Origin of the sequence: Cellulosimicrobium marinum (assembly GCF_020551945.1) — a bacterium.
GTDB lineage: Bacteria > Actinomycetota > Actinomycetes > Actinomycetales > Cellulomonadaceae > Cellulosimicrobium > Cellulosimicrobium marinum.
Map to the genome: position 1 here is coordinate 344,172 of NZ_JAJBZH010000004.1, position 26,580 is coordinate 370,751.

Annotated in this window: 19 protein-coding genes; 10 read left to right on the forward strand and 9 right to left on the reverse strand. The window is 76.6% G+C overall.

The window, feature by feature from the left end; all coding sequences use genetic code 11:
* Positions 1–4 precede the first annotated feature (4 nt).
* The 3 genes from LGQ04_RS17780 to LGQ04_RS11430 form a co-directional block, all read right to left on the reverse strand.
* Positions 5–4,279, reverse strand: a complete 4,275-nt coding sequence (locus LGQ04_RS17780) for an FtsK/SpoIIIE domain-containing protein (RefSeq protein ID WP_229243825.1) — start codon at positions 4,277–4,279, stop codon at positions 5–7.
* Positions 4,280–4,371: 92 nt separating this feature from the next.
* Positions 4,372–6,906: an FtsX-like permease family protein gene (locus LGQ04_RS11425; protein ID WP_229243826.1), complete on the reverse strand. Its 2,535-nt coding sequence runs from the start codon at positions 6,904–6,906 to the stop codon at positions 4,372–4,374.
* Complete coding sequence (locus LGQ04_RS11430; RefSeq protein WP_372470050.1) at positions 6,906–7,727, reverse strand: ABC transporter ATP-binding protein; 822 nt, start codon at positions 7,725–7,727, stop codon at positions 6,906–6,908. The genes LGQ04_RS11425 and LGQ04_RS11430 overlap by 1 nt, the downstream gene beginning before the upstream one ends.
* A 398-nt stretch (positions 7,728–8,125) precedes the next feature.
* Between LGQ04_RS11430 and LGQ04_RS11435 the strand changes: the two genes are divergently transcribed.
* Positions 8,126–9,070 (forward strand): PDDEXK family nuclease, encoded by a 945-nt coding sequence (locus tag LGQ04_RS11435; protein ID WP_229243827.1) that lies wholly within the window; start codon positions 8,126–8,128, stop codon positions 9,068–9,070.
* Positions 9,071–9,150: 80 nt separating this feature from the next.
* Here LGQ04_RS11435 and LGQ04_RS11440 read toward each other — a convergent pair whose 3' ends face one another.
* Both LGQ04_RS11440 and LGQ04_RS11445 read right to left on the reverse strand, forming a co-directional pair.
* Positions 9,151–9,864: a response regulator gene (locus LGQ04_RS11440; RefSeq protein ID WP_229243828.1), complete on the reverse strand. Its 714-nt coding sequence runs from the start codon at positions 9,862–9,864 to the stop codon at positions 9,151–9,153.
* On the reverse strand, positions 9,861–11,399 hold the full coding sequence (locus LGQ04_RS11445) for a sensor histidine kinase (protein WP_229243829.1): 1,539 nt from the start codon (positions 11,397–11,399) through the stop codon (positions 9,861–9,863). Before LGQ04_RS11445 ends, LGQ04_RS11440 begins: the two co-directional genes overlap by 4 nt.
* A gap of 105 nt (positions 11,400–11,504) precedes the next feature.
* On the opposite strand from LGQ04_RS11445, the gene LGQ04_RS11450 reads away from it, so the two are divergent.
* Both LGQ04_RS11450 and LGQ04_RS11455 read left to right on the forward strand, forming a co-directional pair.
* Positions 11,505–12,188 (forward strand): response regulator transcription factor, encoded by a 684-nt coding sequence (locus tag LGQ04_RS11450; protein ID WP_229243830.1) that lies wholly within the window; start codon positions 11,505–11,507, stop codon positions 12,186–12,188.
* 32 nt (positions 12,189–12,220) lie between these two features.
* The gene (locus LGQ04_RS11455; RefSeq protein ID WP_229243831.1) at positions 12,221–13,546 is read left to right on the forward strand and encodes a sensor histidine kinase; all 1,326 of its coding nucleotides are present in this window, start codon (positions 12,221–12,223) and stop codon (positions 13,544–13,546) included.
* Here the strand turns inward: LGQ04_RS11455 and LGQ04_RS11460 are convergent.
* Positions 13,520–14,020, reverse strand: coding sequence for a GtrA family protein (locus tag LGQ04_RS11460; protein ID WP_229243832.1), 501 nt, complete (start codon positions 14,018–14,020; stop codon positions 13,520–13,522). The two genes, LGQ04_RS11455 and LGQ04_RS11460, sit on opposite strands and share 27 nt — an antisense overlap.
* A 64-nt stretch (positions 14,021–14,084) precedes the next feature.
* Between LGQ04_RS11460 and LGQ04_RS11465 the strand changes: the two genes are divergently transcribed.
* Together LGQ04_RS11465 and purE are read left to right on the forward strand one after the other, a co-directional pair.
* On the forward strand, positions 14,085–15,323 hold the full coding sequence (locus LGQ04_RS11465) for a 5-(carboxyamino)imidazole ribonucleotide synthase (RefSeq protein WP_229243833.1): 1,239 nt from the start codon (positions 14,085–14,087) through the stop codon (positions 15,321–15,323).
* Positions 15,320–15,853 (forward strand): 5-(carboxyamino)imidazole ribonucleotide mutase, encoded by a 534-nt coding sequence (purE, locus tag LGQ04_RS11470; protein WP_229243834.1) that lies wholly within the window; start codon positions 15,320–15,322, stop codon positions 15,851–15,853. The genes LGQ04_RS11465 and purE overlap by 4 nt, the downstream gene beginning before the upstream one ends.
* A gap of 13 nt (positions 15,854–15,866) precedes the next feature.
* Here the strand turns inward: purE and LGQ04_RS11475 are convergent, their stop codons facing one another.
* The gene (locus LGQ04_RS11475) at positions 15,867–17,300 is read right to left on the reverse strand and encodes an LCP family protein (protein WP_229243835.1); all 1,434 of its coding nucleotides are present in this window, start codon (positions 17,298–17,300) and stop codon (positions 15,867–15,869) included.
* A gap of 5 nt (positions 17,301–17,305) precedes the next feature.
* Positions 17,306–18,586: an LCP family protein gene (locus tag LGQ04_RS11480; protein WP_229243836.1), complete on the reverse strand. Its 1,281-nt coding sequence runs from the start codon at positions 18,584–18,586 to the stop codon at positions 17,306–17,308.
* Positions 18,587–18,705: 119 nt separating this feature from the next.
* Here LGQ04_RS11480 and LGQ04_RS11485 point away from each other — a divergent pair, with 119 nt between their 5' ends.
* The 3 genes from LGQ04_RS11485 to glf are packed head-to-tail and all read left to right on the forward strand — an operon-like array spanning position 18,706 to position 21,775.
* On the forward strand, positions 18,706–19,695 hold the full coding sequence (locus LGQ04_RS11485) for a glycosyltransferase (protein ID WP_229243837.1): 990 nt from the start codon (positions 18,706–18,708) through the stop codon (positions 19,693–19,695).
* Positions 19,692–20,549 (forward strand): glycosyltransferase, encoded by an 858-nt coding sequence (locus LGQ04_RS11490; protein ID WP_229243838.1) that lies wholly within the window; start codon positions 19,692–19,694, stop codon positions 20,547–20,549. The genes LGQ04_RS11485 and LGQ04_RS11490 overlap by 4 nt, the downstream gene beginning before the upstream one ends.
* Positions 20,550–20,587: 38 nt before the next feature.
* Complete coding sequence (glf, locus tag LGQ04_RS11495) at positions 20,588–21,775, forward strand: UDP-galactopyranose mutase (RefSeq protein WP_229243839.1); 1,188 nt, start codon at positions 20,588–20,590, stop codon at positions 21,773–21,775.
* 11 nt (positions 21,776–21,786) lie between these two features.
* Here glf and LGQ04_RS11500 read toward each other — a convergent pair whose 3' ends face one another.
* Entirely contained in the window at positions 21,787–22,611 is an 825-nt protein-coding gene (locus tag LGQ04_RS11500; RefSeq protein WP_229243840.1) for a TIGR03089 family protein, read from the reverse strand.
* Positions 22,612–22,766: 155 nt separating this feature from the next.
* Here LGQ04_RS11500 and LGQ04_RS11505 point away from each other — a divergent pair, with 155 nt between their 5' ends.
* Together LGQ04_RS11505 and LGQ04_RS11510 are read left to right on the forward strand one after the other, a co-directional pair.
* Positions 22,767–23,096 carry a WhiB family transcriptional regulator gene (locus tag LGQ04_RS11505; protein WP_308016397.1) on the forward strand — a complete coding sequence of 110 codons (330 nt, stop codon included), beginning with the start codon at positions 22,767–22,769 and terminating at the stop codon, positions 23,094–23,096.
* Between the two features lie 102 nt (positions 23,097–23,198).
* Positions 23,199–26,579, forward strand: coding sequence for a glycosyltransferase (locus tag LGQ04_RS11510; RefSeq protein WP_229243841.1), 3,381 nt, complete (start codon positions 23,199–23,201; stop codon positions 26,577–26,579).
* The last annotated feature ends 1 nt before the right edge of the window (position 26,580 follow it).

Genomic DNA, 26,580 nt, shown 5'->3' on the forward strand with positions numbered 1-26,580 from the left:
CGCCTCACGCACGCGGCTCCGTGACCTGCCGGGGCTCCGTGACCTGCCGGGGCACCGCGACCTGAAGAGGCACCGCGACGCCGCCTCGCACGAGCACGCCCCGACCCGGCCGCGGCGGACCGGGGTCCGTGAGCCACCCGAGGTCGTGACCGAACACCTCGGCGCTGCCGCGCTCGCCCGGCCCCAGCACGATCCCGTGGCGCACGGCCCGCAGTTCGGCGAGCGGTCCGCGCAGCGCCATCGCGGCCGACGCCGTGGTCGCCGACGCCACGAGGCGCACGTCGTCCCGGCACAGCGCGGCGACCCGGTCCGCCTCCAGCACGCACAGCTGCGCGAGCTGGTCCAGGTCGTCGACCACGAGCACGGACGGGCCCGACGCCGCGGCGACGGCGTCGAGCACGCGCGCCACCTCCGCCGGGACCAGCCGGGACGCCACCGGCACGCCCGGACCCGCGACGGCGCGGAGCGTGGCGTCGCGCGCGACGACGCCCCGCAGCACACCGCCTGACGCCGCACCGCGCGCGAGCAGGGCCAGGGCGGTCGTGCGCCCGCTCCCCGGCGGTCCCACGACGAGCGCACCCTGCGACACGTCCAGGTCGAGCGGGGCGGGCGCGTCCCCGCCCACCCCGACGCGCACGCGGTCCCCGTCGCGCGGTGCGGCGTCCCGCGGCGAGTCCTGCGTCCCGGTCGGGGCGGCCCCTCCCGCGTCCCCGGGGGCGTCCACGGCGCCGTCGACGACCCGGTCCGGGAGCGCACCCAGCCGCAGGGGCCGTGGGCCGTCGTCGGGGGCCGGGCGGAGCGACCCGGCGCTCCCGGCCCCGTCGCCCGGACGCACGAGATCGTCCGGACGCACGAGATCGTCCGGACGCTCGACGTCGCCGGGATGCGCGACGTCGTCCGTGCGCACGACCTGGCACACGACCGGTGCGCCGCGGCCGAGCCACACCGCGCGGCCGGGCGGGCCACCCTGCCCGGCGAGCGCCGTCGGGACGCCGAGGGCGACGTCGTCGTGCCGGTCGCGGGACGAGAGCACCGCGCGGACCCCGACGAGGGCGCCGAGCCCGGCGACGGTCGGCCCCGACCCGGCGACGGCGAACGCCGCCGTGCCGTCGGCGAGCGTGTCGGCGAGGAGGTCGGTGCCCGCCCCGCCGGCCAGCGCCGACAGCGTCGAGCGCACGGCCTCGACGTCGTCCACCACGACGAGGGTGCGCGCCGGCGCGCTCTCGCCCCGCCCGTGCGAGGGCACGGCGGGCCGGGAGCGGCCGTCGTCGTGCCCGCCGAGGAGCCGCAGGAGCCGGGCGAGGCGGCGCGGGTCCGACCGGTCGACGACGGTCCCGACCCCGGGGTGCCGCGCGAGGCCGCCGAGCGGGACGCCGACCGCGTGCACGTGCCACCCCCGGTCGAGGGCGGCGTGCGCGAGCGCGCGCAGGGCGCCGGTGCGTCCGGTGCGGGCCCGGCCGAGGACGGCGAGGTGACCGTCGTGGGGGTCCCAGCCCACCGTGACGCGACGCTGACCGGCCGGGTCGTCGCCGAGCGCGAGCGGCAGGAGGTCCTCGTCGTCGGCGGGCGGGAGGTCCGCACGCCCGACGCGCGCGGGCAGCGGGGGGAGCCACGGCGCCCGAGGCGTCCTCGTGCCCGACCGTCGCGCGGCCCGGCACGCCGCCTCGACGAGGGCCGGGAGGGTGCCCGCGCCGTCGTCCCCGCCTGCGGCCCCGCGGTGGGGCGGACGTGACGGACCGGACCCGGTGCCCGACGCCGCGCCGTCGCGCCCGGTGGGCGCCCACGGGGGAGCGAGGACCGCCCCTGCGGTCGGTGCGGGGACGGGCGCCCCGGCCCGAGCACACTGCAGGGCGACCGGGGCGTCGGCACCGCGGCGCAGCACGAGGCGCCCGGGGGCGCGGGCGGGGATCAGCGCGGCGTGCGGCGACTCGACCACGTCGCGCGAGTCGGCGGCGTCGACCACGCGCAGCGCGAGGCGCAGCGTGATGTTGGCCCGCACGTCGGCGCTCACCGCCCCCGCGGGGCGCTGCGTCGCGAGGACGAGGTGGATACCCAGCGAGCGGCCCTGCGCGGCGAGCCGCAGCAGGTCGGGCAGGAACTCGGGCATGTCGTCGGCGAGCGCCCGGAACTCGTCGACCACGACGACCAGGCGCGGGAGCGCCCCGGGGGGCAGGTCGCCGACGTCCGCGACGCCCGCGTCGGCGAGGACGTGCTCGCGGCGCCGCAGCTCGGCCCGCAGCCCTCCGAGCGCCCGCGCCGCGAGGCCCGCGTCGAGGTCCGTCACCTGCCCCACGACGTGCGGCAGCCCGGCGCACGCGCCGAACCCGGCGCCGCCCTTGAAGTCGACGAGGGCGAAGGTCAGCTCGTCCGGGGAGCGGCCGAGCGCGAGACCCGCCACGAGGGTCTGCAGCAGCTCGGACTTCCCGGCGCCCGTCGTCCCCGCGACGAGGGCGTGGGGGCCGTCGGCCACGAGGTCCACGACGACGGGCGAGCCGTCCGCGCCGACGCCGAGCGGGACACGCAGCCCGCGGCCGTCGCGCGCGGCGGCCGACCGCCACCGGTCCTCGACCCACGCGGCCAGCGCCGGGACGTCGGGTGCCCCGCGCTCCAGGGGTGCGCCGACGAGGGCGGCGAGCGCGACGTCGTCGGGCAGGCCGGGCGCGGCGGGGTCGCAGCCGTCGGCGGGGGCGGGGCCGTCCGGTCGTACCCGTCCGAGGTGGTCCGCCGCGGCGAGGTGGCGGGCGAGGTCCTGCGCCCAGGCGGTGTCCACTGCCACCTCCGGGCGGGCCGTGCGGACCCCGTCGGCGCCCACGAGGACCGTGGCGCCGCCGCCGTGCGCGTGCAGGACCGTGCGGCACCACGGCGGGACGTCCTGCGGGCGGGGGACGACGAGCACGAGGCGCGCGCCCGCCGGGCCGAGGCGCTGCCACGCGAGGGACAGCTCGCCCGGGTCGGGCGCGCCGTCGACCACGAGGACGTCCGCGGAGTCCCGGTCGGGGACCGTCGCGTCGAGGCGCCGCACGACGGTCGCGCGCGGCAGCCAGCGGCACCACGCCCAGTCCGTGGCCGTGCCGCCCGTCTGCCGCACCGTCACGGACGGACCGGCGACGAGGAGCTCGGCGAGCAGCGCACGGGCCGCCCCGAGCGCGTGCGCACGGGGCCCGACGACGGCGACGCACCCGTCCGGCAGGGCGGCAGCGGGCCACGGGGTGGCGTCGTGCCGGTCGACCGGGGCACCGGGGAGCGGGTCGGGTCCGGCCGCACGACCGGCGGGACGGTCGTCCCCCGCGCCGTCCGGGGCGAGGTGGGCGACGAGCGCCCACGACAGGACGTCGGCGGGCCGGGGGCGCAGCGGGTCGCGGTCCGTGGACGTGCCGACGCCCGGTCCGTCGGGGGAGCCGGGCCCGGCGGGCTCCTGCGCCGCTCCGGCGACGCTCGCCGCGCGTCGGGCACGGCGGCGTCGCGCCTCGACGAGGGCGGGCACGAGCACGGCCAGCGGACCCGCGAGCGCCAGGAGGGCGTAGAGGGGCTGCCGGAACGCGACCGCGAGGGCGACCCCCGCGACCGCCGGGGTCAGCGCCGTCGTGAGGAGTTGGGACCACGGCCGTGCGGGCTCGGGCGACGCCGGGACCCGTGCCCGGTCGTCCGTGGCGGCGACCCGGTGCTCCAGCACCGGGCGGGGCCGCAGCGCGTACGTCGTGGACCCGTGGACCACGACCCGCCCGTCGCGCCACCGCACGAGCCGCCGCGTGCGCAGGCTCCGGGTGCCGGACCTCTGCGCGGCGGCGACCGCCTCGGCCCGCGCCGCCCGGACGCGGGTCGCGCCGGGCGGCAGGACGACGTGGACCCGCGATCCGCGGCGCCCGCGGGCCCAGCGCACGTCGAGCGCGTCGACCGTGACCCGGCCCTGCCGCGCGTCCGGGGCGCCCGGACCCAGGGCGACGAGCCGCCCGGCGCGCGGGCCCGTCAGCACGGCCACGTGCCGCTCCGCCGCGAGCACCGCGTCGTCGCGAGCCCCCGCGCGCGCACGCGCCGGGGACGTGGCGAGCGTCGCCCCGGGCAGCAGCGGGCGCGTGCCGCAGCGCTGGTGGTCGTCGACGGGGACGCCGTCCGCGACGAGCGGCGCGGTCAGCAGCTCGGGCCGGCACGCCAGCGCGGCGAGCGCGGCCCGCGCGTCGCCGAGGCGCGTGCCGTGGTCGAGGAGCACGTCCGTCGCCGGGTGCAGGGTGAGCCGCACGGGACGGGCGGACGGCGGCGCCGGGGAGGTCGGGAGAGGCACGGCCCGATCCTGCCCGGTCGGGGCGTCCGCCCGCCCGGACGACGTGCGCCCCTGTGGACAAGGTCCGCAGGGGCGCACGACGCGGGCGGTGCTCAGTCGACGGCGAGCGCCGCCACCGGCGACGTCCGGGCCGCCGCACGACCCGGCACCACCGACGCGAGCAGGCCCGCGCCGAGGGCCACCACGAGGACCACCGCGACGTCGCGCCACGGCACCGCGAACGCCACGTCGCCCATGAGGCTCAGGGCCGTCGCGGCACCCGCCCAGCCGTACACGACGCCCAGCGCCACGCCGAGCAGCGCCCCGACGCCCGCGATGAGCATGCCCTCGACGGCCAGCATCCAGCGCAGCCGACGCCGGCTCAGACCGATCGCGCGCAGCGTCGCCGACTCACGCCGCCGCTCGATCACCGACAGCGACAGCGTGTTCGCCACGCCGATGAGCGCGATGACGACCGCGACCGCGAGCAGCCCCACGACCACGGCGAGCATCGTGTCCACGACGCTCTGCATCGCCGCGCGCTCCACGACGGCGCCCACGACCTCGACCGGGGCGTCCGCCTCGGACACCGCGTCCTGGATGCCCGCGACGACCTCCGCGTCCGACGGGTCGTCGACCGAGACCCACAGCCCGGTCGTCGCGGCGTCCGGGTCCAGGGTGCGCGCGTCGGCCGCCGTGAGGAGGAACACGCCCGACGCGCCCCCGACGACCTCCACGTCCAGCGTCGTCCCGGCGTCGGTCGTCAGGGTCGTCGTGGCGCCGTCGCTCAGGCCCCAGACGTCGAGCTGGTCCTGCGGCGCGACCAGCGTCCCCGGCCCGAACGCGCCCTCCACCCCCAGGGTCGCGGACGACCGCACCACCGCCGCCGCCTCCGCGGGGTCCACCGCGGTGATCGGCGGCGACGAGCCGTCGGGCAGGGTCGCGTACACCTCCGACGTCGGCGCGACCCGCGCGACGCCGTCCACACCCTCCACGAGGTCCGTCGTGCTCGACGCGACCGTCCCGTCCACGCCGCTGCCGAGGACCACGACGTCGACCGGGTACTGGTCGTCCAGCGCCGCGCCGAGGCTCGTGCGGGCGCTCGCGGCCCCCGTCGACATCATGGCGACGAGCGTGACGCCGATGAGCAAGGCGGTGCTCGTCGCGGTGGTGCGCCGCGGGTTGCGCAGCGTGTTCGCGGCGGCGAGCCGCGCCGTCGGGCCCGTGCGGGCGAGGAGGCGGCCGACGAGCGCGACGACGGCGGGCAGCCAGAACACGGCACCGACGAGGATCCCGACGAACGACACCGTGCCCCCCACCACCCCGGCGAGGAGGCCGACGTCGGGCGCGCCGTTCGCCCCGAGCACCACGCCGCCCGCGAGGAGCGCGAAGCCGACCACGGTGAGCAGCACCGCGGCGACGAGCCGGACGCGACCCGCCCCGGTGCCGACGCGCGGCGCGTCGGCGGGGCGCAGGGCCTCCAGGGGGGAGACGCGGGTCGCCGCGCGGGCCGGCGCGAGCGAGGCGACGACCGTGACGAGCGTCCCGACGACCAGCGGTGCGAGGACGACCGCGGGGGTCAGGGACACCGTGGCGGGCAGCGGGACCCCGAGGTCCGCGCCGCGGCCGACCGTCAGGGCCAGCTGGACGAGCCCGGTGCCGACGAGCAGGCCGGCGAGGGAGGAGAGCAGCCCGAGGATCGTCGCCTCCGTGAGCACGGAGCGGGCGAGCTGGCCACGGTTCGCGCCGACCGCGCGCAGCAGCGCGAGGGTGCGGGTGCGCTGCGCGACGAGCACCTGGAACGTGTTCGCGATGACGAGCGCCGCGACGACGAGCGCGACCGCCGCGAACGCGAGGATCACGTACGTGAAGACCTGCTCGCCGCCGGTGTGCGCGGCGGCGAGGTCCTGGGCGTACTCGTCGGGCGTGCGCACGAGGCCGCCCTCGCCCGCCGAGTCGAGCACGGCCGCCCGCACGCCCTCGAGGTCCGCGCCGTCCGCGAGCGCCACCATGACGGCCGCGACGGAACGGTCCTCCCCGGCCTCCAGCGCCCACGCCTCGGCGTCCTGCGGCGCGACGACGGCCGCCCCGCCCATCTGCGCGAACGCCCCGTACGGGTCGTCGGTGATCCCGACGACGGTCAGCGTGTCCCGCAGCTCCTGCGGCTCGACGTCCTCGTCCGACGACCAGACGTAGCGCAGGTTCGTCACGTCGTCGCCCACGCCGACGCCGAGGCGCTCGGCGACGTCCTGCGGCAGCGCGACCTGGCCCGCCGCCGACGGCAGCGCACCCTCCACGACGTCGAGCGGGTCGAACCGGGGGTCGGACGGCGTGGGGACGGCCATCTGGTAGACGGTCCGCCGACCCACCTCCAGGGCCACGGACGTGCTGCGGACCGGCTCGACCGCGTCGACGCCGTCGAGCGCCGCGAGGTCGTCCACCTCGAGCGGCGTGTACGACCGCTCGCCGCCGACGACGAGGTCCGCGTCGGCGAAGCGCGCCGCGATGGCGTCGTTCGTCGAACGGGTGAGGACACCGCCCGCGAGCAGCGTCGCCGCGACGAACGCCGTGCCGATGAGGACCGCGACGCCGGCCGCGGCCAGCCGTCCGGTGCTGCGGCGCATCTGCGCCAGGGTGAGCCGCAGCATCAGGCGCGCACCGCCTCGTCGTCGGACAGCTCGAGAGAGCGCAGCGCGTCGAGGCCGGCGAGCACCGCCTCCGGCGTCGGGTCGGCGATGTCGCCCGCGATGCGCCCGTCCGCGATGAGGACCACGCGGTCGGCGTACGCGGCGGCCGTCGGGTCGTGCGTGACCATGATGACGGTCCGGCCGAGCTCGCGGACGCTGCGGCGCAGGAAGCTCAGCACCTCGGCGCCGGAGCGGGAATCGAGGTTGCCCGTCGGCTCGTCGGCGAACACGACCTCGGGGGCCGCGATGAGCGCGCGGGCGATGGCGACGCGCTGCTGCTGCCCGCCCGACAGCTCGCTCGGACGGTGGCTCAGGCGCGCCTGCAGGCCGAGGGTGTGCACGAGCGTGCCGAACCACTCCCGGTCGACCGTCCCGCCCGCGAGCTCCACGGGCAGGGCGATGTTCTGCTCGGCCGTGAACATCGGCAGGAGGTTGAACGACTGGAACACGAACCCGACGCGGTCCCTCCGCAGCGCCGTGAGCTCGTTGTCGTCGAGCGCCGTCACGTCGGTGTCGCCGAGGAACGCGTGCCCGCCCGTCGCCGAGTCGAGGCCGGCGAGCAGGTGCATGAGCGTCGACTTGCCGGAGCCCGACGGTCCCATGATCGCGGTGAAGTGCCCGCGCTCGAAGTCGACGTCGACGCCGTCGAGCGCGTGCACCGCGGCCTCGCCGCTGCCGTACGTCTTGCGCAGCGCCCGGGCGCGGACCGCGGGCGGCCCCGCCGTCGCGGGGGCGCCGCCGTCGGGGGCGGGGTGTGCGGGTCGGTACACGGTCGTGTCCACGTCGTCTCTCCTGGTCGGGGTGGCTGCGGTGCGGCTCGTCCCGGGGCGACGGCGCGCCCCGGGATCGTGCTCGACGCTACGGAGCGGCACGGCCCGCGCGCGTCCCGCGACGGTGGGGTCCCGTCGAGGGCGAGGTCATCCCGTGGTCGTACGCGCGCGTCGTCGGACGTCCCCCGACCTGTCAGCGCCCGGTCGGTCCCGGGGTCGGTGGGCTGCTGACAGGTCCGGACGCGTGCGGGTCGTCAGCGCCTCACGGGTCCCGGGTCCGGTGGGGCGCTGACAGCTTCCGGCGCCCGACGGCGCGTCGTCGCCGTCCCCAGGCCCGGTTCCGGCGGGCTCGTCCACAGGGTCGCGGCCCGGGGTGGGAGACCGTGCCCGGGGAACGGCAGGGTCGGCGCATGAGCGGAGGAGCAGGGTTCCTGGACACGGTCGCCGGGCTGCGGGACGTCGCGGCGCGACAGTGCGGCGTGGTCGCGCGGTCGCAGCTGACGCGGCTCGGGGTGACGTCCGACGCCGTCGACCACCAGGTCCGCGCGCGACGGTGGCGTCGCACGAGTCGCGACGTCGTCGTGCTGCACCGCGGGCCGCTCACCCGCGCCGCACGCTGCTGGGTCGCGGTGCTCGGCGCCCCGGCGGGTGCCGCGCTCGGCGCGTGGACCGCGCTCGAGCTGCGCGGGCTCACCGGGTGGGACCGCGAGCCGCTGCACGTCGTGATCGCGCGCGGACAGCGGGCGGACCGCCACCCGTGGCTCGTCGTGCACGAGTCGCGACGTCCCGCGACCGGCGACGTCGGTGTCGTCGCGGGGCTGCCCGTGCACGACGTCGCGCGTGCAGCGGTCGACGCCGCGGCGTGGCAGCCGTCGTGGCGGACGGCGTCGGGGCTCGTCGCGGCGGTCGTGCAGCAGCGGCTCGCGACCCCGGCCGTGCTGCTCGCGAAGCTCGACGAGGTCGGTGCGGTGCGGCACCGGGCGACGGTCCGGCTCGCGCTCGCCGACATCGCGGGCGGTGCGGACTCGCTCGCCGAGATCGACTTCGCCCGGCTCTGCCGGCGGGCGGGTCTGCCCGAGCCGGCGCGGCAGTCCCGCCGCCGCGACTCGACCGGTCGCTGGCGCTACCTCGACGTCGAGTGGCGGGCGCGCGGGCGCCGTCTCGTCGTGGAGGTCGACGGCGTGGGGCACCTGGAGAGCCGTCGGTGGTACGACGACCTCCTGCGCGACGCCGAGCTCGGCGCGGACACGCGCACGGTGCGCCTGAGGCTCCCGGCGATGGCGGCGAGGCGTGAGCCGGAGCGGGTGCTCGCCGTCGTGCACCGTCACCTCGCGGACCTGATGCTCGCCGCGTGAGCCCGGCGGCGACCTGTCAGCACCTCACCGACCTCAGGGCCCGTGGGCTGCTGACAGCTCGCGCGGGGACGGCTCGCGGGTCAGGACCCCGGACGAACCAGCCCGGTCTCGTAGGCCGTGACGACGGCCTGCACGCGGTCGCGCGCGCCGAGCTTCGCGAGGATGCGCCCCACGTGGGTCTTCACGGTCGCCTCGGCGACGAACAGGTCGGTCGCGACCTCCGTGTTCGAGCGCCCGCGGGCCATGAGCACGAGGACCTCGCGCTCGCGCTCGGTGAGCCCGGCGACGGCCGCGTGCGCGGGGGAGTCCGCCGCCTGCTCGGCGGGCAGGGCGGTGACGAGGTGCTCGAGGAGCCGCCGGGTCGACGACGGCGCGATGACGGCGTCGCCGCGGTGCACGGTGCGGATCGCGGCGAGCATCTCCTCGGGCGGCGCGTCCTTGAGCAGGAACCCGCTCGCGCCGGAACGGATGGCCTCGAGCACGTACTCGTCGAGGTCGAACGTCGTGAGGACGATGACGCGCGGCACGTGCGCCGCACCGTCCGTCCCCGCCGTGAGCCGCGCGGTCGCCTGCAGGCCGTCGAGGTTCGGCATGCGCACGTCCATGAGGACGACGTCGACCGGGTGGTCCGCGAGCAGGCGCAGGGCCTGCACGCCGTCCCCGGCCTCGACGACGACCTGGAGGTCGGGCTGGGAGTCGATGACCATGCGGAACCCGGCGCGCACGAGCTGCTGGTCGTCGACGAGTGCGACCCGGACGGGGACGTCGGAGGGGAGGGGGGTGTCGGCGGTCATGGCGTCCTGTCGTTCGGTGCGTGCTCGGTCGGTGCGTGGTCGGTCGATGGGGCTTCCGTCCGCGCGGGCGCCGTGGGCGCCGTGGGCGCTGCGGGCAGGGCGCCCGACGGCGCGGGGCTACCCGGCGCGGGGGCGCCCGGCACGGGGAGGGTGAGGTGGACGCGGAACCCGCCGCCCGGGCGTGGTCCGACGGCGACCCGGCCGCCGAAGAGGGCGGCGCGCTCCCGCATCCCGAGCAGCCCGAACCCGCCGGGCGCGGAGGGTTCGCCGTGGCGGACGGCGTCGCCCGGACGTGCGCCCTCACCAGGACGCGGGGACGGCTGGGCGGCGGCGCCGCGCCCGTCGTCGTCGACCTCGAGGTCGAGGGTGGTCGGTCCCCAGCGCACGACGACCGTGACCTTCGGGTCGGGTCCGGCGTGCTTGAGCACGTTGGTCAGCGCCTCCTGGCACACGCGGTACACGGTGAGGCCGACCCCCGGGGGCAGCGGGCGAGGCTGACCGACGCGCACGAGCGAGACCCGCAGGCCGCTGTCCCGGACCTGGGCGACGAGGGTCTCGAGGTCGGCGGTGTCGGGCTGCGGTGCCCGTTCGAGGGCGTCCGGCACCGGCGCCCCGTTCGGGGAGCCGGCGTGCCCGACGGCGCGCGGCGGGCTCCCGGGAGGGCCTCCGGGCGCGCTGCCCGGCAGGGCCCCGGGCGGGCTCCCGTTCGGGCCGGCCAGATCCGGTGCCGGCCGTGGCGCCTCGGCACGCAGCACGCCGAGGAGGCGGCGCATGTCGGCGAGCGCCGCCCGCCCCGTCTCGGACACGGTCGCCAGGGCGCGCTGCGCGGCGGCGGGGTCGTGCGCCGCGGCGTACCGACCGCCGTCGGCCTGGGCGATGACGACCGACAGGGAGTGGGCGACGATGTCGTGCATCTCGCGCGCGATGCGGGCCCGTTCGGCGGCGGTCGCGATCCGCGCCTGCTGGTCGCGCTCCACCTCGAGGCGCTCGGCGCGGTCGACGAGCGCGGCGATGGTCTCGCGGCGGGAGCGCCGGACGAGGCCGAACGCCCACACGGCGAGGAAGGTGACGCTCCCGAACGCGGTCGTGAAGAACACCATCGTGGCGAGGTCGACGAGCCGCCCCGACTGCAGCCCGAGCGCGGTCCCGAGGACGAGCGCCCCGGCGAGGGAGGACACGATCGCGGTGCGGTGCGCCCAGCGTGGCCCGTACACCGTGACGGAGTACAGCGCGACGAGCACCGCGAGGTCGGCGGGCAGCAGGAGCAGGTAGCCCGCGAGCAGGTGGGTCAGGGCGACGGCGAACACGGTCACGGCGGACGCGACGGGGTGCGTGCGGCGCCACGGCAGGGGCGCGAGCAGGAGCGCCGCCCAGACCATGCCCCAGCCGTAGTGGGTCGTGAAGCCGGCGCCCCCGTACGTCGAGAACGCCGCGGAGAGGGGGACGACGACCACCGCGACGACCAGCGTGGCGACGAGGTCGACGCCGAACCGGTGCTGCTCGGACCACTGTCCGAGGCGTGCGTACCACCCCATGCTCCACAGCCTAGGCAGGGCCGGCCGTCGGGACCTCCGTCCCTGGTCGGACCTCGTTCACGACACGATGGGACCGAAGTCGTACGAATGCCCTAGCATGAGCGAATGACCCACGTACTGCTAGCGGAGGACGACCCGGCGATTGCCGAACCTTTGGCACGTGCGCTCACTCGTGAGGGTTACAACGTCGTCGTCCAAGGAACAGGTCAAGGAGCGATCGACTCCGCCGGCGGTGCGGACATCGTCGTCCTCGACCTGGGCCTGCCGGACATGGACGGGCTCGACGTCGCACGCGAGATCCGTCACAAGGGTCTCACCACGCCGGTGCTCGTGCTCACCGCCCGGGCGGACGAGGTGGACCTCGTCGTCGGGCTCGACGCCGGCGCCGACGACTACGTGACGAAGCCGTTCCGCCTCGCCGAGCTGCTCGCGCGCGTGCGGGCGCTGCTGCGCCGAAGCCACGGGGAGCCGGGCGACGAGGAGGAGCTCACCGCCCAGGACGTGCGCGTCGACGTGTCGGCGCACCGCGCGTTCCAGGGCGAGCGCGAGCTCCACCTGACGACGAAGGAGTTCGAGCTGCTGCGCGTCCTCGTCGCGAGCGCGGGGTCCGTGGTGGTCCGCGACGCGCTCATGCGCGACGTGTGGGGCTCGGAGCCGGTCGGGTCGACGAAGACCCTCGACATGCACGTGTCCTGGCTGCGTCGCAAGCTCGGCGACGACGCCAACGCGCCGCGCTACATCTCGACGGTCCGCGGTCTCGGGTTCCGGTTCGAGACCGGGGAGAGCTGACCGTCCGCCGGGCGACGGGGTCGAGGAGCAGCGTGCGTCGCAGGATGCTGCAGGCCACGGTGGCGGCGGTCGCCGTGGCCGTCATCCTGCTGGGGTTCCCGTTGGCGTTCTTCGGGGCGCAGTTCGTCCTCCAGGGCGAGGCCGACGACGTGCAGTCCCGTGCCGACCGGCTCTCGGCCCGCATCGACCAGCGTCTGGGGAACGACGAGGAGATCCCGGACGTCATCATCGAGAACGCGGTACAGGCGTCGACCACGGAGATCCCGGCGACGGTGTACGTCCAGCTGCCGGACGGCACCCAGCTCCGCGCCGGCGACGAGGTGACGGGCCGGGAGATCCGGCGGACCGCGTCGTCGGAGTCCGGCGCGATCGTCACGGTGGCGATCTCGTACTGGTCGGCCTACTGGACGGCCGCGCAGATCGTCGTCCTCGTGGTCGCCGCGTCCGTGATCGCGTTCGCGGCGGGCATCGTCATGGCGGTGTGGCAGGCGAACCGGCTCTCGGCGCCCCTCGTGTACCTCGCGGCGTCGGCCGAGCAGCTCGGGTCCGGGCAGGTCCGGCCGCGCCTGGAACCGTCGGGGGTCGAGGAGATCGACCTCGTCGCGGCGGAGCTGGCGCGCAGCTCGGACCGTCTCGCGGGGCGTCTGGCCGCCGAGCGGCAGTTCGCCGCCGACGCGTCGCACCAGCTCCGCACGCCGCTCACCGCGCTGAGCATGCGCCTGGAGGAGATCTCGCTGGCGTCGGACGACGCCGCCGTCCAGGAGGAGGCGCGCATCTCGCTGGAGCAGGTGGAGCGGCTGGTGGGCGTCGTCGACGACCTGCTGGCGTCCTCGCGCCGGGCGCAGGGCGGCACCACCGAGGCGGTCGACCTGCTCGACGTGGTGCGCCAGCAGGAGGAGGAGTGGGTGCCGACGTTCACGAAGGCCGGGCGCCGGCTCGTCGTGGACGTCCCCGCGAGCTTCCAGGTGCTCGCGACGCCGGGCGCGCTCGCCCAGGTCCTCGCGACGCTCATCGAGAACTCGCTCAAGCACGGCGGCGGGACGACGACCGTGCGCGCGCGCCCGTCGGGGACGAGCGGTGCCGTGGTGACCGAGGTGTCGGACGAGGGGCCGGGCGTCCCGGACGACCTCGCGCCGCGCATCTTCGAGCGGGAGGTCACGTCGGGCGCGGGCACGGGGCTGGGTCTCGCGCTGGCGCGCGACCTGGCGGCGGCCGACGGAGGGCGCCTCGAGCTGGCGCAGCGCAGGCCCCCGGTCTTCGCGTTGTTCCTCGCGGGCGTGCCGCGCCGCCTCGACCCGCGCGTCGTGCTGCCGACCGGGACGGCCGTGCCGTCACGCCGTCGGCGTCGACGCCGGTGAGGTCTCGTCCGCGCGGTCCGGTGCGGGCTCGCCCGTGAAGACGAGGTGCCGGTAGGCGACGTAGCGGAACGCCGTGCCGAGGACGAGACCCACGCCGTTCGCGGAGACGTTCTTGGCGAGCGGCGACGTGAGCCCGAGGACGTAGGTGGAGAACGCGAGGCAGCCCACGGCGATGAGCATGCCCCCGACGTTGACGACGACGAACGCCGTGAGCTCGCGCCCGCGGGTCTGGGTGCGGCGCGCCGCGAACGTCCAGTACCGGTTCCCGAGCCACGCGACGAGCGTCGCGACGGCGACGGAGACCACCTTGGCCGTGAGCGGCTTGTGGCCGAGGACCTCGCCGGGGCCGAACTGCAGCAGGTTGAACAGGCCCAGGTCGACCACGTAGGCGACGGCCCCCACCGAGCCGAACTTGGCCAGCTCGCGCACACGGTCGCCGACACGTCGGCGTGCCTCGGGGGTGCTGCGGACCATGCGGGCGAGCGTACCGGGCCCTCCTGGGAAGCCGGTGCGCCCGCAGGCACTAAGGTGGGTGCACGTGGCAGCACCAGTGATCGCCGTGGTCGGCGGCGGACAGCTCGCACGGATGATGGCCCCCGCGGCCGGGGAGCTCGGCGTGCACCTGCGCGTGCTCGTCGAGTCGGACGGCACCTCCGCGGCCCAGGTGGTCGCGGACGCCCCCGTCGGCGCGGCGTCCGACGAGGCGGCGGTCCGCGCGCTCATCTCCCCGCCGGAGGGCGCGCCCGCGGACGTCCTCACCTTCGAGCACGAGCACGTCCCGAACGACCTGCTCACCGACCTCCTCGCGCACGGCACGCCCGTGCGCCCCGGGCCCGACGCCCTCGTCCACGCCCAGGACAAGATCGTCATGCGTCGCCGGCTCACCGAGCTCGGCGCGCCGTGCCCGCGATGGGCCGCCCTGCCCACCGAGCCCGACGCCGCCCGGGCGGCCCTCGCGGACTTCCTCGCCCAGGTCGGCGGCGAGGCCGTCGTCAAGACGTCGCGCGGCGGCTACGACGGCAAGGGCGTGCGCGTCGTCGCGACGGCCCGCGGCGGGGCGGACGCGGTCGCGGAGTGGATCGACGCCGCCGCGGCCGGGGGACCCGCGCTCCTCGTCGAGGAGAAGGTGCCGTTCGTGCGCGAGCTCGCGGTCCTCGTCGCACGCCGCCCGTCGGGCGGTGCGGACGGGCGCGGCGAGGTGCGCACGTGGCCCGTCGTCGAGTCGATCCAGCGCGACGGCGTGTGCGCGGAGGTGATCGCCCCCGCGCCCGGGCTCACCGAGGCCGAGGCCGAGCGCGCGCGCGACGCGGCCGTGCGCATCGCCGAGGGTCTCGGCGTCACGGGCGTCCTCGCCGTCGAGATGTTCGAGGTGGCGGGCGACGACGGCTCGCAGGTCCTCGTCAACGAGCTCGCGATGCGCCCCCACAACTCCGGTCACTGGACGATCGACGGCGCCGTGACGAGCCAGTTCGAGCAGCACCTGCGCGCGGTCCTCGACCTCCCCCTGGGCGACACGGCGCCCACGGCCCGCTGGACGGTCATGGCGAACGTGCTCGGCTCGACGCTCGACCGCCTGACCGACGCCCTGCCCGACGTCCTGGGGGCCTTCCCCGACGCGAAGGTGAACCTCTACGGAAAGGACGTGCGGCCGGGACGCAAGCTCGGGCACGTCAACCTCAGCGGCGACGACCTGGACGACGTCCGCCGTCGTGCCCTCGCCGCGGCCGCGGTCCTGCGCGGCGAGCCCACCCCCGACGGCGAGGAGAGCCGAGCATGAGCGAGAACCCCGTCGTCGGCATCGTCATGGGGTCGGACTCGGACTGGCCCGTCATGCGGGCCGCCGCCGACGCCCTGGCCGAGTTCGACGTGCCCGTCGAGGTCGACGTCGTCTCCGCGCACCGGATGCCCGTCGAGATGATCGACTACGGCCGCACCGCCGCGGAGCGCGGCCTGCGCGTGATCGTCGCGGGCGCCGGGGGTGCCGCCCACCTCCCGGGCATGCTCGCCTCGGTCACCCCGCTCCCCGTGATCGGCGTGCCCGTCCCTCTCAAGCACCTTGACGGGATGGACTCGCTGCTGTCCATCGTGCAGATGCCCGCAGGCGTGCCGGTCGCGACCGTCTCCGTCGGGGGTGCGCGCAACGCGGGTCTTCTCGCGGCACGGATCCTCGCCTCCGGCACGGACGACGCCGCGGCTCGCCTGCGCGAGCGGATGGTCGCGTTCCAGGCCGACCTGGGCGACCAGGCACGCGCGAAGGGCGCACGGCTGCGCGCCGAGCACGCGGGGGACGCCTCGCCCGACGCCTGACCGTCGCCCGCCGTCAGCCCGTCGGGAGGCCGCCGACCTGACCGGGCTCGAGGGAGCCGTCGCGGATGTCGGTCCAGAACTGCGGGGCCGTCTCGGGGTCGAGCTGGACCGTCGACCCGACGCCGCCCGGCCGGTAGTCGGGGTTGCCGATCGGGGGCGTGCCGGTGATCCCGTCGGGTCCGTTCGCGGACCGGAAGGCCAGCGCGAGCTTCCCCAGGTCGACGATGCCCGTGCTCTGGTCGACGGTCAGCGCGCCGAGACCGGCGTCGAGCAGCGAGACCTGGTCCCCGGGCCGCAGGACGATGCCCGGGTCGGCCGCCTTCGCGCTGATGGCGCCGATGACCTGGCGCTGTCGTTCCGCGCGCCCGATGTCGCCCTCGGGGTCCGAGTAGCGCATCCGGGAGAACGCGAGGGCGGTGTGCCCGTCGGCGACGTGGCAGCCCGCGGTCCAGACGAGCTCGCTGCGCGGGTCGTCGACGTCGTAGTCGAGGCAGAGCTCGACGCCGTCCAGGGCGTCCACGACTCCCTCGACGCCGCCGAAGCCCACCTCGACGTAGTGGTCGACGGTGAGGCCCGTGAGCTGCTCGACGGTCCGGACCAGGAGCGGGGCCCCGCCCCAGGCGTACGCGGAGTTGAGCTTGCTCGCACCGTTGTCCGGGATCTCGGCGTAGGTGTCGCGCGGGATGCTGATGAGGGCGACGGGGCCGCTCGCGGGCGCGTGGAGCAGCATGATCGTGTCCGCCCGGGCACCCTCGGTGCCGTCCTCGCTGATGCCCTCGCCCCGCGCGTCGGACCCGGCGAGCAGGTACGTGTTCCCCGTGGTGCCCGGTGCGCCGGACAGCGCGTCGACGTGCTGGATCTTGCCGTTCGCCCAGACGAGCAGCCCGACGGGCCAGGCGAGCAGGCCGACGAGCACGACGCACGCCACGAGGGCGGCGACCCGGCCCTTGCGCACCCGCAGCCGTCCGGGCGCCGCGGGACGGCCCGGCGTCGGCAGGTCACGGGAGGTGGGACGCGGGGTCCTGGGGCCGGCTCCCGCGGACCGCGACGAGGCGGGCACCGCGCGCGCGGAGCCGTGGGGCGAGGAGCTGACGCGGCGCGGCGCGGCGCCGCCCTGGGGTGCGCCGGACCGAGGAGTGCCGTTCGCGGGCGGCACGGAACGAGGCGGGGACGCCGCCGGGGCGGAGGAGCGCGGCGACCGTGCCGGGCGGGCGGGGGGCGGCGTGCCCGCCCGGGCGGGCGTCACCGGGATCTCGCGGGAGGACTGCCGCCGGATGCGCGGCTCGGGGCGCGCGGCGTCGTCGGGCACGCTCCGGCGCGGTGTGGCGCGCTGGCCGCTGTTGCCCACGGAGATCGCGTCGTCGACGGACGACGGCCGTGGCGCGCGGCCGCCCTGGGGCGTGAAGCTCGGGGGGATGGAGCGCGGGTCGCGCGAGGAGTCCGACATGCCGCTCACCCGCACTGGGCGGTCTCGTCGGCGGCGGAGAACTCCTCCGTGCCCGCGTCCTTCGTCCGCACGGGTGCCGGGGTCTCCTCGGTGGTCGCGGCGTCGGACGGCTCGTCCTCCGTCGCGGACGGGGGTTCCGTGGCCTCGGCCGGCGCGTCGTCCGCCGGGGCGGGCGCGGCGGCGGCCGACGACGCCTCGGCGGGCTCGTCCGCCCGGATCCGCTCCCACAGCGAGTCCGCCTCGGAGGTCCACACGACCTTGTTGTCGGGATCCAGCGGGTCGGCGGCGTTGGGGACCGTCATGAAGGTGATGTTGCCACTGGTCGCGCCCCGGAGGCTGAAGGCGAGCCCGGCGAGGCTCGGGATGGACGCGAGGTTCTCGCTCATCGTGAGCGACTTCGTCCCCGCGTCGACGAACCCGTAGAGCTGACCGAGGTCCGTGAGGACGTTCTTCTCGAGCACCGTGCGCGCCATGGCGGCCATGAGCTCCTGCTGGCGCCCGATCCGCTTGAGGTCCGACCCGTCGCCCATCCCGTAGCGGGCGCGCGCGAACCCGAGGGCGTCCGCGCCGTCGAGCGTCTGCCACCCCGCGGGGAGCACGAGGTCGGCCTTGGGGGAGTCGATCGCCTCGGGGATGCACATCTCGACCCCGCCGAGCGCCTCGATCATCTCCTGGAACCCCGCGAAGTCGACGACGACGAAGCCGTCCACGTACACGTCGGTCAGGGACTCGACCGTCGCCATGGTGCACGCCGCCGCCGACGCGATGTCCCCGCCGGCGGTCGCCCCGTTCGCGAACGCCGCGTTGAAGCGCGTGTTCACGGGGGCGGTCGTCCCGCCGCCGGTGACGTTGCACGCGGGGATGTCGACGCGCGAGTCGCGGGGGATCGAGATCATCTCCACGCGCGACCGGTCGGCCGAGACGTGCACGAGGACCGTGGTGTCGGAGCGCATGCCCTCGACCCCCTCGACCTCGTGGCCGTTGTCCCCGCCGCGCAGGTCCGAGCCGAGGACGAGGACGTTGAGGGGCTTGCCGGCGTTCGGGTCGTCCGGGTCCGGGGTCGACTGCTCCGGACGGTCGGTCAGCAGCGACTCGACGTCCGCGCGGCCGAGGTTGCCCTGGATGGCGTTCAGGGCCGACGCCCCGCCGACCACCCCGAAGGCGAGCGCTCCCGTGGCCACCAGCCCGACGGCGCGCGCGACGGACCGGGTCCGCAGCGACCGTGCGTGCGCCGGACCACGGGACGGCGGGGTCGCCGCGGTGCGGGCACGGGTACGGGACGTCACGGGGAACGAGCATAGGCCGCACCTGCGCCGCGGCCGCGCGCGTGGCGGGCCGGTGGGGTGGAGGAGTTGTGTGGACCCGCCGTCCGGGCGGCACGACGGGGTCCGGTAGCCTGCTCGACGTGCCGGACAGGGAAGCAGCGCAGGCCGAGGTGCGCGTCGTCGCCGTCGTCGTGGCGTACAACCGCGTCGACCTCCTGCGGGAGGCCCTCGACGCCCTCGCGGCGCAGACCCGGCCCGCGGACGCGGTGCTGGTGGTCGACAACGCGTCCGACGACGCGTCGGCGGCCGTGGCCGCGGAGCACCCGGTCGGCGCGACCGTCCTCGCGATGCAGCGGAACACGGGTGGTGCGGGCGGCTTCGCCGCGGGGATCGCGCACGCCGTCGCCCGCCTCGACGCCGACCTCGTGTGGCTCATGGACGACGACACCATCCCGTCCCCGACGGCCCTCGACGCCCTGCTCCGCGCGCGGGACGCCTACCCCGGGCCGGTCGCCCTGCTGGGCAGCCGGGTCGTGTGGCACGACGGGCGCGAGCACCCGATGAACACGCCCCGGCGTCGTCCTGGCGTCGACGCGCGCTCGGTCGCGCTCGCCGACGGCGCGGGCGCGGTGCCCGTGCGGTCGTCGTCGTTCGTGTCGATGCTCGTCGACGCCCGTGCGGTCCGCGCCCACGGGCTGCCCGTGGCGGACTACTTCATCTGGAACGACGACTTCGAGTACTCCGCCCGGCTGCTGCGCCGGGCGACGGGCCTGGCCGTGCCGGGCAGCGTCGTCGAGCACCGGACCCGGACGTTCGGCTCGACCGACGCCGACCCCGGCGAGCGCTTCTACTACGAGGTGCGCAACAAGATCTGGATGCTCACCCGGTCCGGGGCGTTGCGGCCCGCCGAGCGGGTGCTGTACACGGGGGCGAGCCTGCGTCGGTGGGCGCGCACCGTGCTGCGCAGCGACCGTCGCGACGTGCTCTGGCGGGCGGGGGGACGGGGCCTGCGCGACGGCGTCGTGACCAGGCCGCGCACGACGGCCCGGGTCCTCGACGGGGCAGGTCCCGGTGTCTCCGACGACGTCGCGGCCGTCGAGGGCACCAGCGGCGCCCGAGGCGCTGCATGAGCGGGGGCCCCCCGTTCTCGGTGCTGCTGCCCGTGTACCGGGGCGACGACCCCGACCACGTCCGACGGGCGTTCCGGTCGGTCACGGCCGACCAGGAGCTGCGGCCCGCGGAGGTGGTCGTGGTCCGCGACGGCCCGGTCCCCGCGGAGGTCGGGGCGGTCCTCGACGACGTCGTCGCCGCGTCGCCCGTCCCCGTGCGGCTCGTCGCGCTGGAGCGCAACGTCGGCCTCGCGCTCGCGCTGGAGGCGGGCCTGGAGCGGTGCGCGCACGAGATCGTGGCGCGCCAGGACGCGGACGACATCTCCGTCCCGGGAAGGTTCGCGGTCCAGGTGCCCCTCGTCGCGTCGGGGCTGGACATCGTGGGGTCGGCGATCCGCGAGTTCGAGTCGGAGGACACCGTGGACGACGAGGACGGTGTCGTCCGGGTGCCGCCCCTGACGCAGATCGACATCAACCGCGCCTCGCGGTTCCAGTCGCCGTTCAACCACCCGTCCGTCGTCTACCGGCGTTCGGCGGTGCGTGCGGCGGGCGGGTACGAGGACCTCCCGCTCATGGAGGACTACTGGCTGTTCGCGCGGATGATCGCCGCCGGGGCGCGTGCGCTGAACGTCGCGGAGCCGCTGGTGCTGTACCGCGTGGGCGCGGGCTCGTACTCGCGGCGCGGCGGCACGCGGCTCCTGCGCTCCGAGCTGGAGCTCCAGCGCCGCCTGCGTCGGCTCGGCTTCACGACGACCGCGGAGGAGCTGCGCAACGTCGCCGTGCGCGGCGGGTACCGCCTCGTGCCCGAGGGCGTGCGCCGCGTCGCCTACCGGCGGTGGCGGAGGCACGGGGACCCGCCGGCCGCGCACGACTAGGCTGGCCCGGTCGTCGTGACCGAGGTGGAGGAGCAGGCGTGGACGTGGATCTTGTCGTCGTGGGATCGGGCTTCTTCGGCCTGACCGTCGCGGAGCGGATCGCCGAGGAGTACGACCGCAAGGTCCTCGTGATCGACCGGCGGTCCCACATCGGGGGCAACGCCTACAGCGAGGCGGAGCGGGAGACGGGGATCGAGGTCCACCGGTACGGTGCGCACCTGTTCCACACGTCGAACGAGCGGGTGTGGGAGTACGTCAACCGCTTCACGGCGTTCACGAGCTACGTGCACCGCGTGTACACGACGCACCGGGGCGAGGTCTTCCCGATGCCGATCAACCTCGGCACGATCAACCAGTTCTTCCGGTCGGCCCACGGGCCCGACGCCGCGCGCGCGCTGGTCAAGGAGCTGTCGGCGGAGCTCGGCGGGAAGAAGCCGGAGAACCTCGACGAGCAGGGCGTGTCGCTCATCGGCCGCCCGCTGTACGAGGCGTTCATCCGTGAGTACACCGCGAAGCAGTGGCAGACGGACCCCCGCGAGCTGCCGGCGTCGATCATCTCGCGCCTGCCCGTGCGCTACACGTACGACAACCGGTACTTCAACGACACGCACGAGGGTCTGCCGGTGGACGGGTACACGGCGTGGATCGAGCGCATGGCGGACCACAGGAACATCGAGGTGCGGCTCGGGGTCGACTTCTTCGACGAGTCGCAGCCGGTGAGCAAGGGCAACGTCGTGGGCAACGTGCCCGTCGTGTACACGGGCCCGGTGGACCGGTACTTCGACCACGCCGAGGGCGACCTGTCGTGGCGCACGCTGGACTTCGAGGAGGAGGTGCTCCCGGTGGGCGACTTCCAGGGCACCCCGGTGATGAACTACGCGGACGCGGACGTGCCGTTCACCCGCATCCACGAGTTCCGCCACTTCCACCCGGAGCGGGACTACCCGACGGACAGGACGGTGATCATGCGCGAGTTCTCGCGCTTCGCCGAGAAGGCCGACGAGCCGTACTACCCGGTGAACACGGCCGCGGACCGTGCGCGCCTGCTCGCGTACCGCGACCTCGCCGCGGCGGAGAAGGACGTGCTGTTCGGCGGCCGCCTGGGGACGTACAAGTACCTCGACATGCACATGGCGATCGGTGCCGCGCTCTCGATGGTCGACAACAAGCTGGCCCCGCACTTCGGGCGCGGCGCGGGGATCGAGAGCGGCGGCGTCGACGCCTGACGTGCCGCCCGTCAGCCGGCGGTGACGCGCTCCGACTCGACGAGCCGGCGACGGGCGTCCGGGTCGAGCGCGGCCGCGCGGGCGGGGGAGAGCAGCACCACGGAGCCGCCCGTGGCGAGGACGGCGAGCACGGTGGCGAGCGTGGCGGCGACGTCGTCGCCGCCCGTCACGAGCGCCCGGGCGCCCGGCGGGGTCGGCGAGGCCGCGACGGCGGCCGTGACGAGGCCGGCGTGGGCGACGGGCGCGGGGGCTGCTCCGGTCCCGTGCACGACGGCGGGTGCGTCGGGCTCGACGGCCGGCACCCATCCGAGCTGGTCGCCGTACGTCATGACGGCGGCGGCGGCGTCGACCGCCCCGCGGGGGAGGTCGCCGTCGTAGCGCCGGGCGAGGGCGGGGAGCGCGACCGCGACGAGGTCGGCGCGCGCCGTCGTCCACCGCGACGGCTCGGCCGTCACGACGACGTCCGGCCCGCTCCCGGCGGCGTCGTCGCCGAGCACGGCGGTCGCGCCCGCACGCCACGTGGCCAGCGCCCAGATCACGGTCCGCCAATTCACGGGAAGATCGATCGCGACCAGCGTGCCGGGTGCGGCGTCGAATTCCTCGACGAGCAGGTTCGTGGTCTTGTTCACCCAGTTCTCGAGGACGGCTCCGGAGAGCTCGACGCGCTCGCCGTCGTCCCCGTACCAGGTGAGGCGTGGGCGGCCCGGCTCGGTCGTGAGGAGTCGCAGCAGGTCAGCGACGTGTGCGGGGAGCGCTGCGGCGCTCGCGTCGGGTGCGGCGCCGGACGTCGCGGTGGTCGTGGGCCGGGGGGTGACGGGTCGGGGAGCGCTCTCCATGGCACCACCCTAGAACGTGTGATAAGCGTCCGGACATGTCGTGATTTCACCCCTCGGCCTCCGCGGGCCTATCACATTTCGGCTTGACGCCCGCGGATGACACGCGTGTAATTTCCCTAATGCAGTTTCTCGCGAACGGCATGAAGGGGCGCACGATGTGGAACATGCTGGACGGAGCCGGCGGGGATTTCCCGACCGACGCAGGACGTGAGGTGGAGCGCGTGGCACCGGTGCTGCCGCTCTTCGGCGAGCCGGTCGACGACTCGCTCATGGGCTGGCAGGAGCGGGCCCTGTGCGCGCAGACGGACCCGGAGGCCTTCTTCCCGGAGAAGGGCGGGTCGACGCGCGAGGCGAAGAAGGTCTGCACGGGCTGCGAGGTCCGGGCGGAGTGCCTCGAGTACGCGCTGGCGAACGACGAGCGCTTCGGGATCTGGGGCGGGCTGTCGGAGCGCGAGCGCCGCAAGCTCAAGCGCCGCGTCGTCTGACGCGGTCCGGCCCGGGCGGTCCGGTGGGGGTGCGCGCCCCCGCCACACCGGGGCGCGCAAATGCGGGCTCTGCAGCCGTGGTCGTCGCATGATCGACGGGACATGACTTCCTCGGACCTCACGAGCAGCGCCCGCGTCACCCTGCCCGCGGCGGCGCCCGTCGCCGTGCGCCCGGTCGGCGGGCTCGAGCACCCTGCCTCGCCCCCGGTGGGTGCCGTCTCCGCGACCGACGTCGTCTCGAGCGTCACCGGCGCGGTCCCCGTCGTCGTGACCGTCACGGCCGTCGTCGTGACCCGTGGCGCGTCGCCGTACCTCGCGCGCACGCTCGCCGCGGTCCGTGCGCAGACCAGCACCCCCGACGCCGTCGTCGTGGTCGACGCCTCGGGTGCCGGCGGTGCGGGTGCGCGCGACCTCGACCTGCGACTCGGGGACGCGCGGTTCGTCGCGGCGCCCCGCGCCCGCTCGTTCGGCGACGCGGTCGACGTCGCGCTCGCGAACCACGACGCGGGCACGTGGCTGTGGCTCCTGCACGACGACAGCGCCCCCGCCCCGGACGCGCTCGCCGAGCTGCTGCGCGCGGTCGAGCACACGAGCGCGGTCGCGGTCGCCGGGCCCAAGCAGGAGCGCTGGGACCCCGGTGCGGGCGACGAGCCCGCCGACCCGTTCGAGCCGGGGACGGTCGGCCGGCTCGTCGAGGCGGGCTTCACCACGACGCCGCTCGGGCGGCGGATGACGGGCATCGACGAGGACGAGATCGACCAGGGGCAGCACGACGCCCGGGACGACGTGCTCGCCGTCGGGCTCGCCGGGTCGCTCGTCCGCCGCACCGTGTGGCACGAGCTCGGCGGGACCGACCCGGAGCTCGGCCCGTTCGGGGACGGTCTCGACCTGTGCCGGCGGGCGCGCCTCGCCGGCCACCGTGTGGTCGTCGTGCCCTCGGCGGTCGTGCGGCACGTCCAGGCCTCGCTCCTCGGCCTGCGGGACCGGGCGGGGCGGCCGACCGGCGCGCGCCCCGACCCCGACGCGTCGTCCGCCGCACGTCGGCGCAGCCACCTGCACGCCCGCCTCGTCCACGTCGCGGGTCCGTGGGTGCCGCTCGTCGCGCTCGCGATGGTCGTCGGCGCGCCTTTCCACGCGATGTACCGCCTCCTCGTCAAGCAGCCCGGGCAGGCGCGCGACGAGCGCGTCGCGCCGCGGTGGGCGCTGGTGCGCGTCGGTCCCCTCGTCCGGGCGCGTCGCCGTGCCCGCCGGACCCGCCGGCTGCCCCGTGCTGCGCTGCGGCCGCTGCGCGGCACGTGGCGCGAGGTGCTCGCGGAGCGGCGCGACCGGCGCCTGGCCCGCGCCGAGCTGCGCCGCACCGTGTGGGCGCCCACCGACATCGAGCGTCGGGAGATGCGGGCGCTGGCGGTCCGTCGTCGCACGGGTCTCGGGCTCGTGCTCGCGACGCTGGCCGGACTCACCGCGGTCGTTTTCGGCCCGCTCCTCGGGACGCTCGCCGGCGGCGGTCGGCTCGTCGGCGGGGCCCTGCTCCCGGCGGGGAGCGCCGTCGGGGACCTGTGGCGCGCCGTGACGACCGGGTGGGTGACGACCGGGCTGGGCGCGCCCGTGCCGGCGGACCCGTTCGTCTCGGCCCTGCTGCCCGCGGCGCTCCTCGCGGGCGGGTCCGCGCAGACCGCCCTCGACGTGCTCGTCCCGGCGTGCCTCGTCGTCGCCGGGACGGGCGCGTGGTTCGCCGCCGGGGCCCTGACCCGCTCCGTGCCGCTGCGCGGCTGGGCCGTCGTCGTGTGGGTCGCGTCGCCCGGCCTCCTCGGCGCGCTCGGCAGCGGGCGCGTCGGCGGCCTCCTCGCCCACGCCGCGCTCCCGTGGCTCGCCCTGGGCGTCGTGCGCGCGCTCGGCCTGCAGCGGGTCGACGTCCTCGCGCCCGCGGCACCTGGTGCGCCGGCGCGAGCGGCGCGACCGGAACCCGGATCGCTCGCCGCGGCCGCGGCGGCGGGGCTGGCGTTCGCCGTCGTCGTCGCGGGCGCCCCCGTGCTGCTGCCCGCCGGAGTGCTCGCGCTCGTCGTCGTGGCCCTCGGGGTGCGCGGGCACCGCCGCTACCTCGCGCTCGTGCCCGTGCCGGCGCTCGTGCTCTTCGCCCCGTACCTGGTGCACGCGCTGCGCACCTGGGCCGACGGCGGGTGGCGCCTCCTCGTCGCCGGTCCGGGCGCCCCCGTGGCCGCGGACGCCGCGCCCGCGTGGCAGCAGCTCCTGGGGATGCCGGTGGCGCCCGTGCCGTGGTTCGGGCTCGACGACGGCGGCGCGATCGACGTGCTCGCCGGGTGGGCGCCGTACGGGGCCGGCGGGGTCGTCGTCGTGCTCGCCGCCGTCGCCGTGCTCCGCGGGCGCCGCGTCGCCGTGGGCGCGTGGTTCGTCGCCGCGCTCGGGCTCGCCGCGGGGATCGTCGCGGGCTCGACGACGGTCGCCGCGGGCACCGGGTCGGGTCCGGCCGTCACGGGGTGGGCCGGGCCCGGGGTGTCCCTCGCGCTGCTGGCGCTGCTCGGCGCGGCGCTCGCGGGGCTGCCGCGTCTCCCCGGCCGGGGTGCGCCGGCGTGGAGCACGGGCAGCGTCGCCGCGATCGCCGTCGTGGTCACGGTCCTCCCGCTCGGCGGCCTCGCCGCGTGGACGGCCGACGTCCTCGACCGGCCGAACGCCCGGGTGGGCGAGGTCCGGGCCACCGCCGAGCCGGTGGTCCCGCCGGTCGGTCGGCAGGCGCAGACGTCACCCGCGCAGGCCCGGGTGCTGACGCTCGAACCGGGGGCGGACGGCGTCGTCGCGTACGCGGCGCTGCGGGGCGACGGCCCGCAGACGGCCGACGCGTCGTCGGCCGTCCAGGTCCGGCGGCTCGCCGACCCGGGGGCCACGCAGGGCACCCTGCCCGAGGTCGTCGCGGAGCTCGCCGCCGGGACGTCGGACGACGTGGCGACGCGTCTCGCGCACCTCGGCGTCGGTGCGGTCCTGGTCCCCGCCGCGGTCCCCGACGACCCGTCGCGCGCGGCCCTCGTCGCGCGGCTCGACATGGTGCCGGGGCTGGAGCGGATGACCGAGGGCCGGCCGGACGTGACGTGGCGCGTCGCCCCCGTGGGGGTCCAGCCCGCGTACGCCCGCGTGGAGACCGAGAGCGTCGAACCGGTCGCCCTCGCCGCGGACCGGACCGCGCTGCGCCCCGTGGACACCCGAGTGGACCCCGGCACGGCGGACCGGCTCGTCGTCCTCGCGGAGGACGCAGCCCCCGGCTGGCGCGCGACGCTCGACGGCCGGGCCCTCGTGCCGGTCGAGGCCCCCGGGGGTCTCCAGGCGTTCGAGCTCGGGCCCGAGGGCGGCCACCTCGCGGTGTGGCACGCGGCCGACCACCGGTCGGCGTGGCTCGTCGTCGCCGGCGTCGTCCTCCTCGTGTACGTCCTGCTCGCGGTGCCCGTGCGCCGCCGCCGACCGGTGGCGAGGTGAG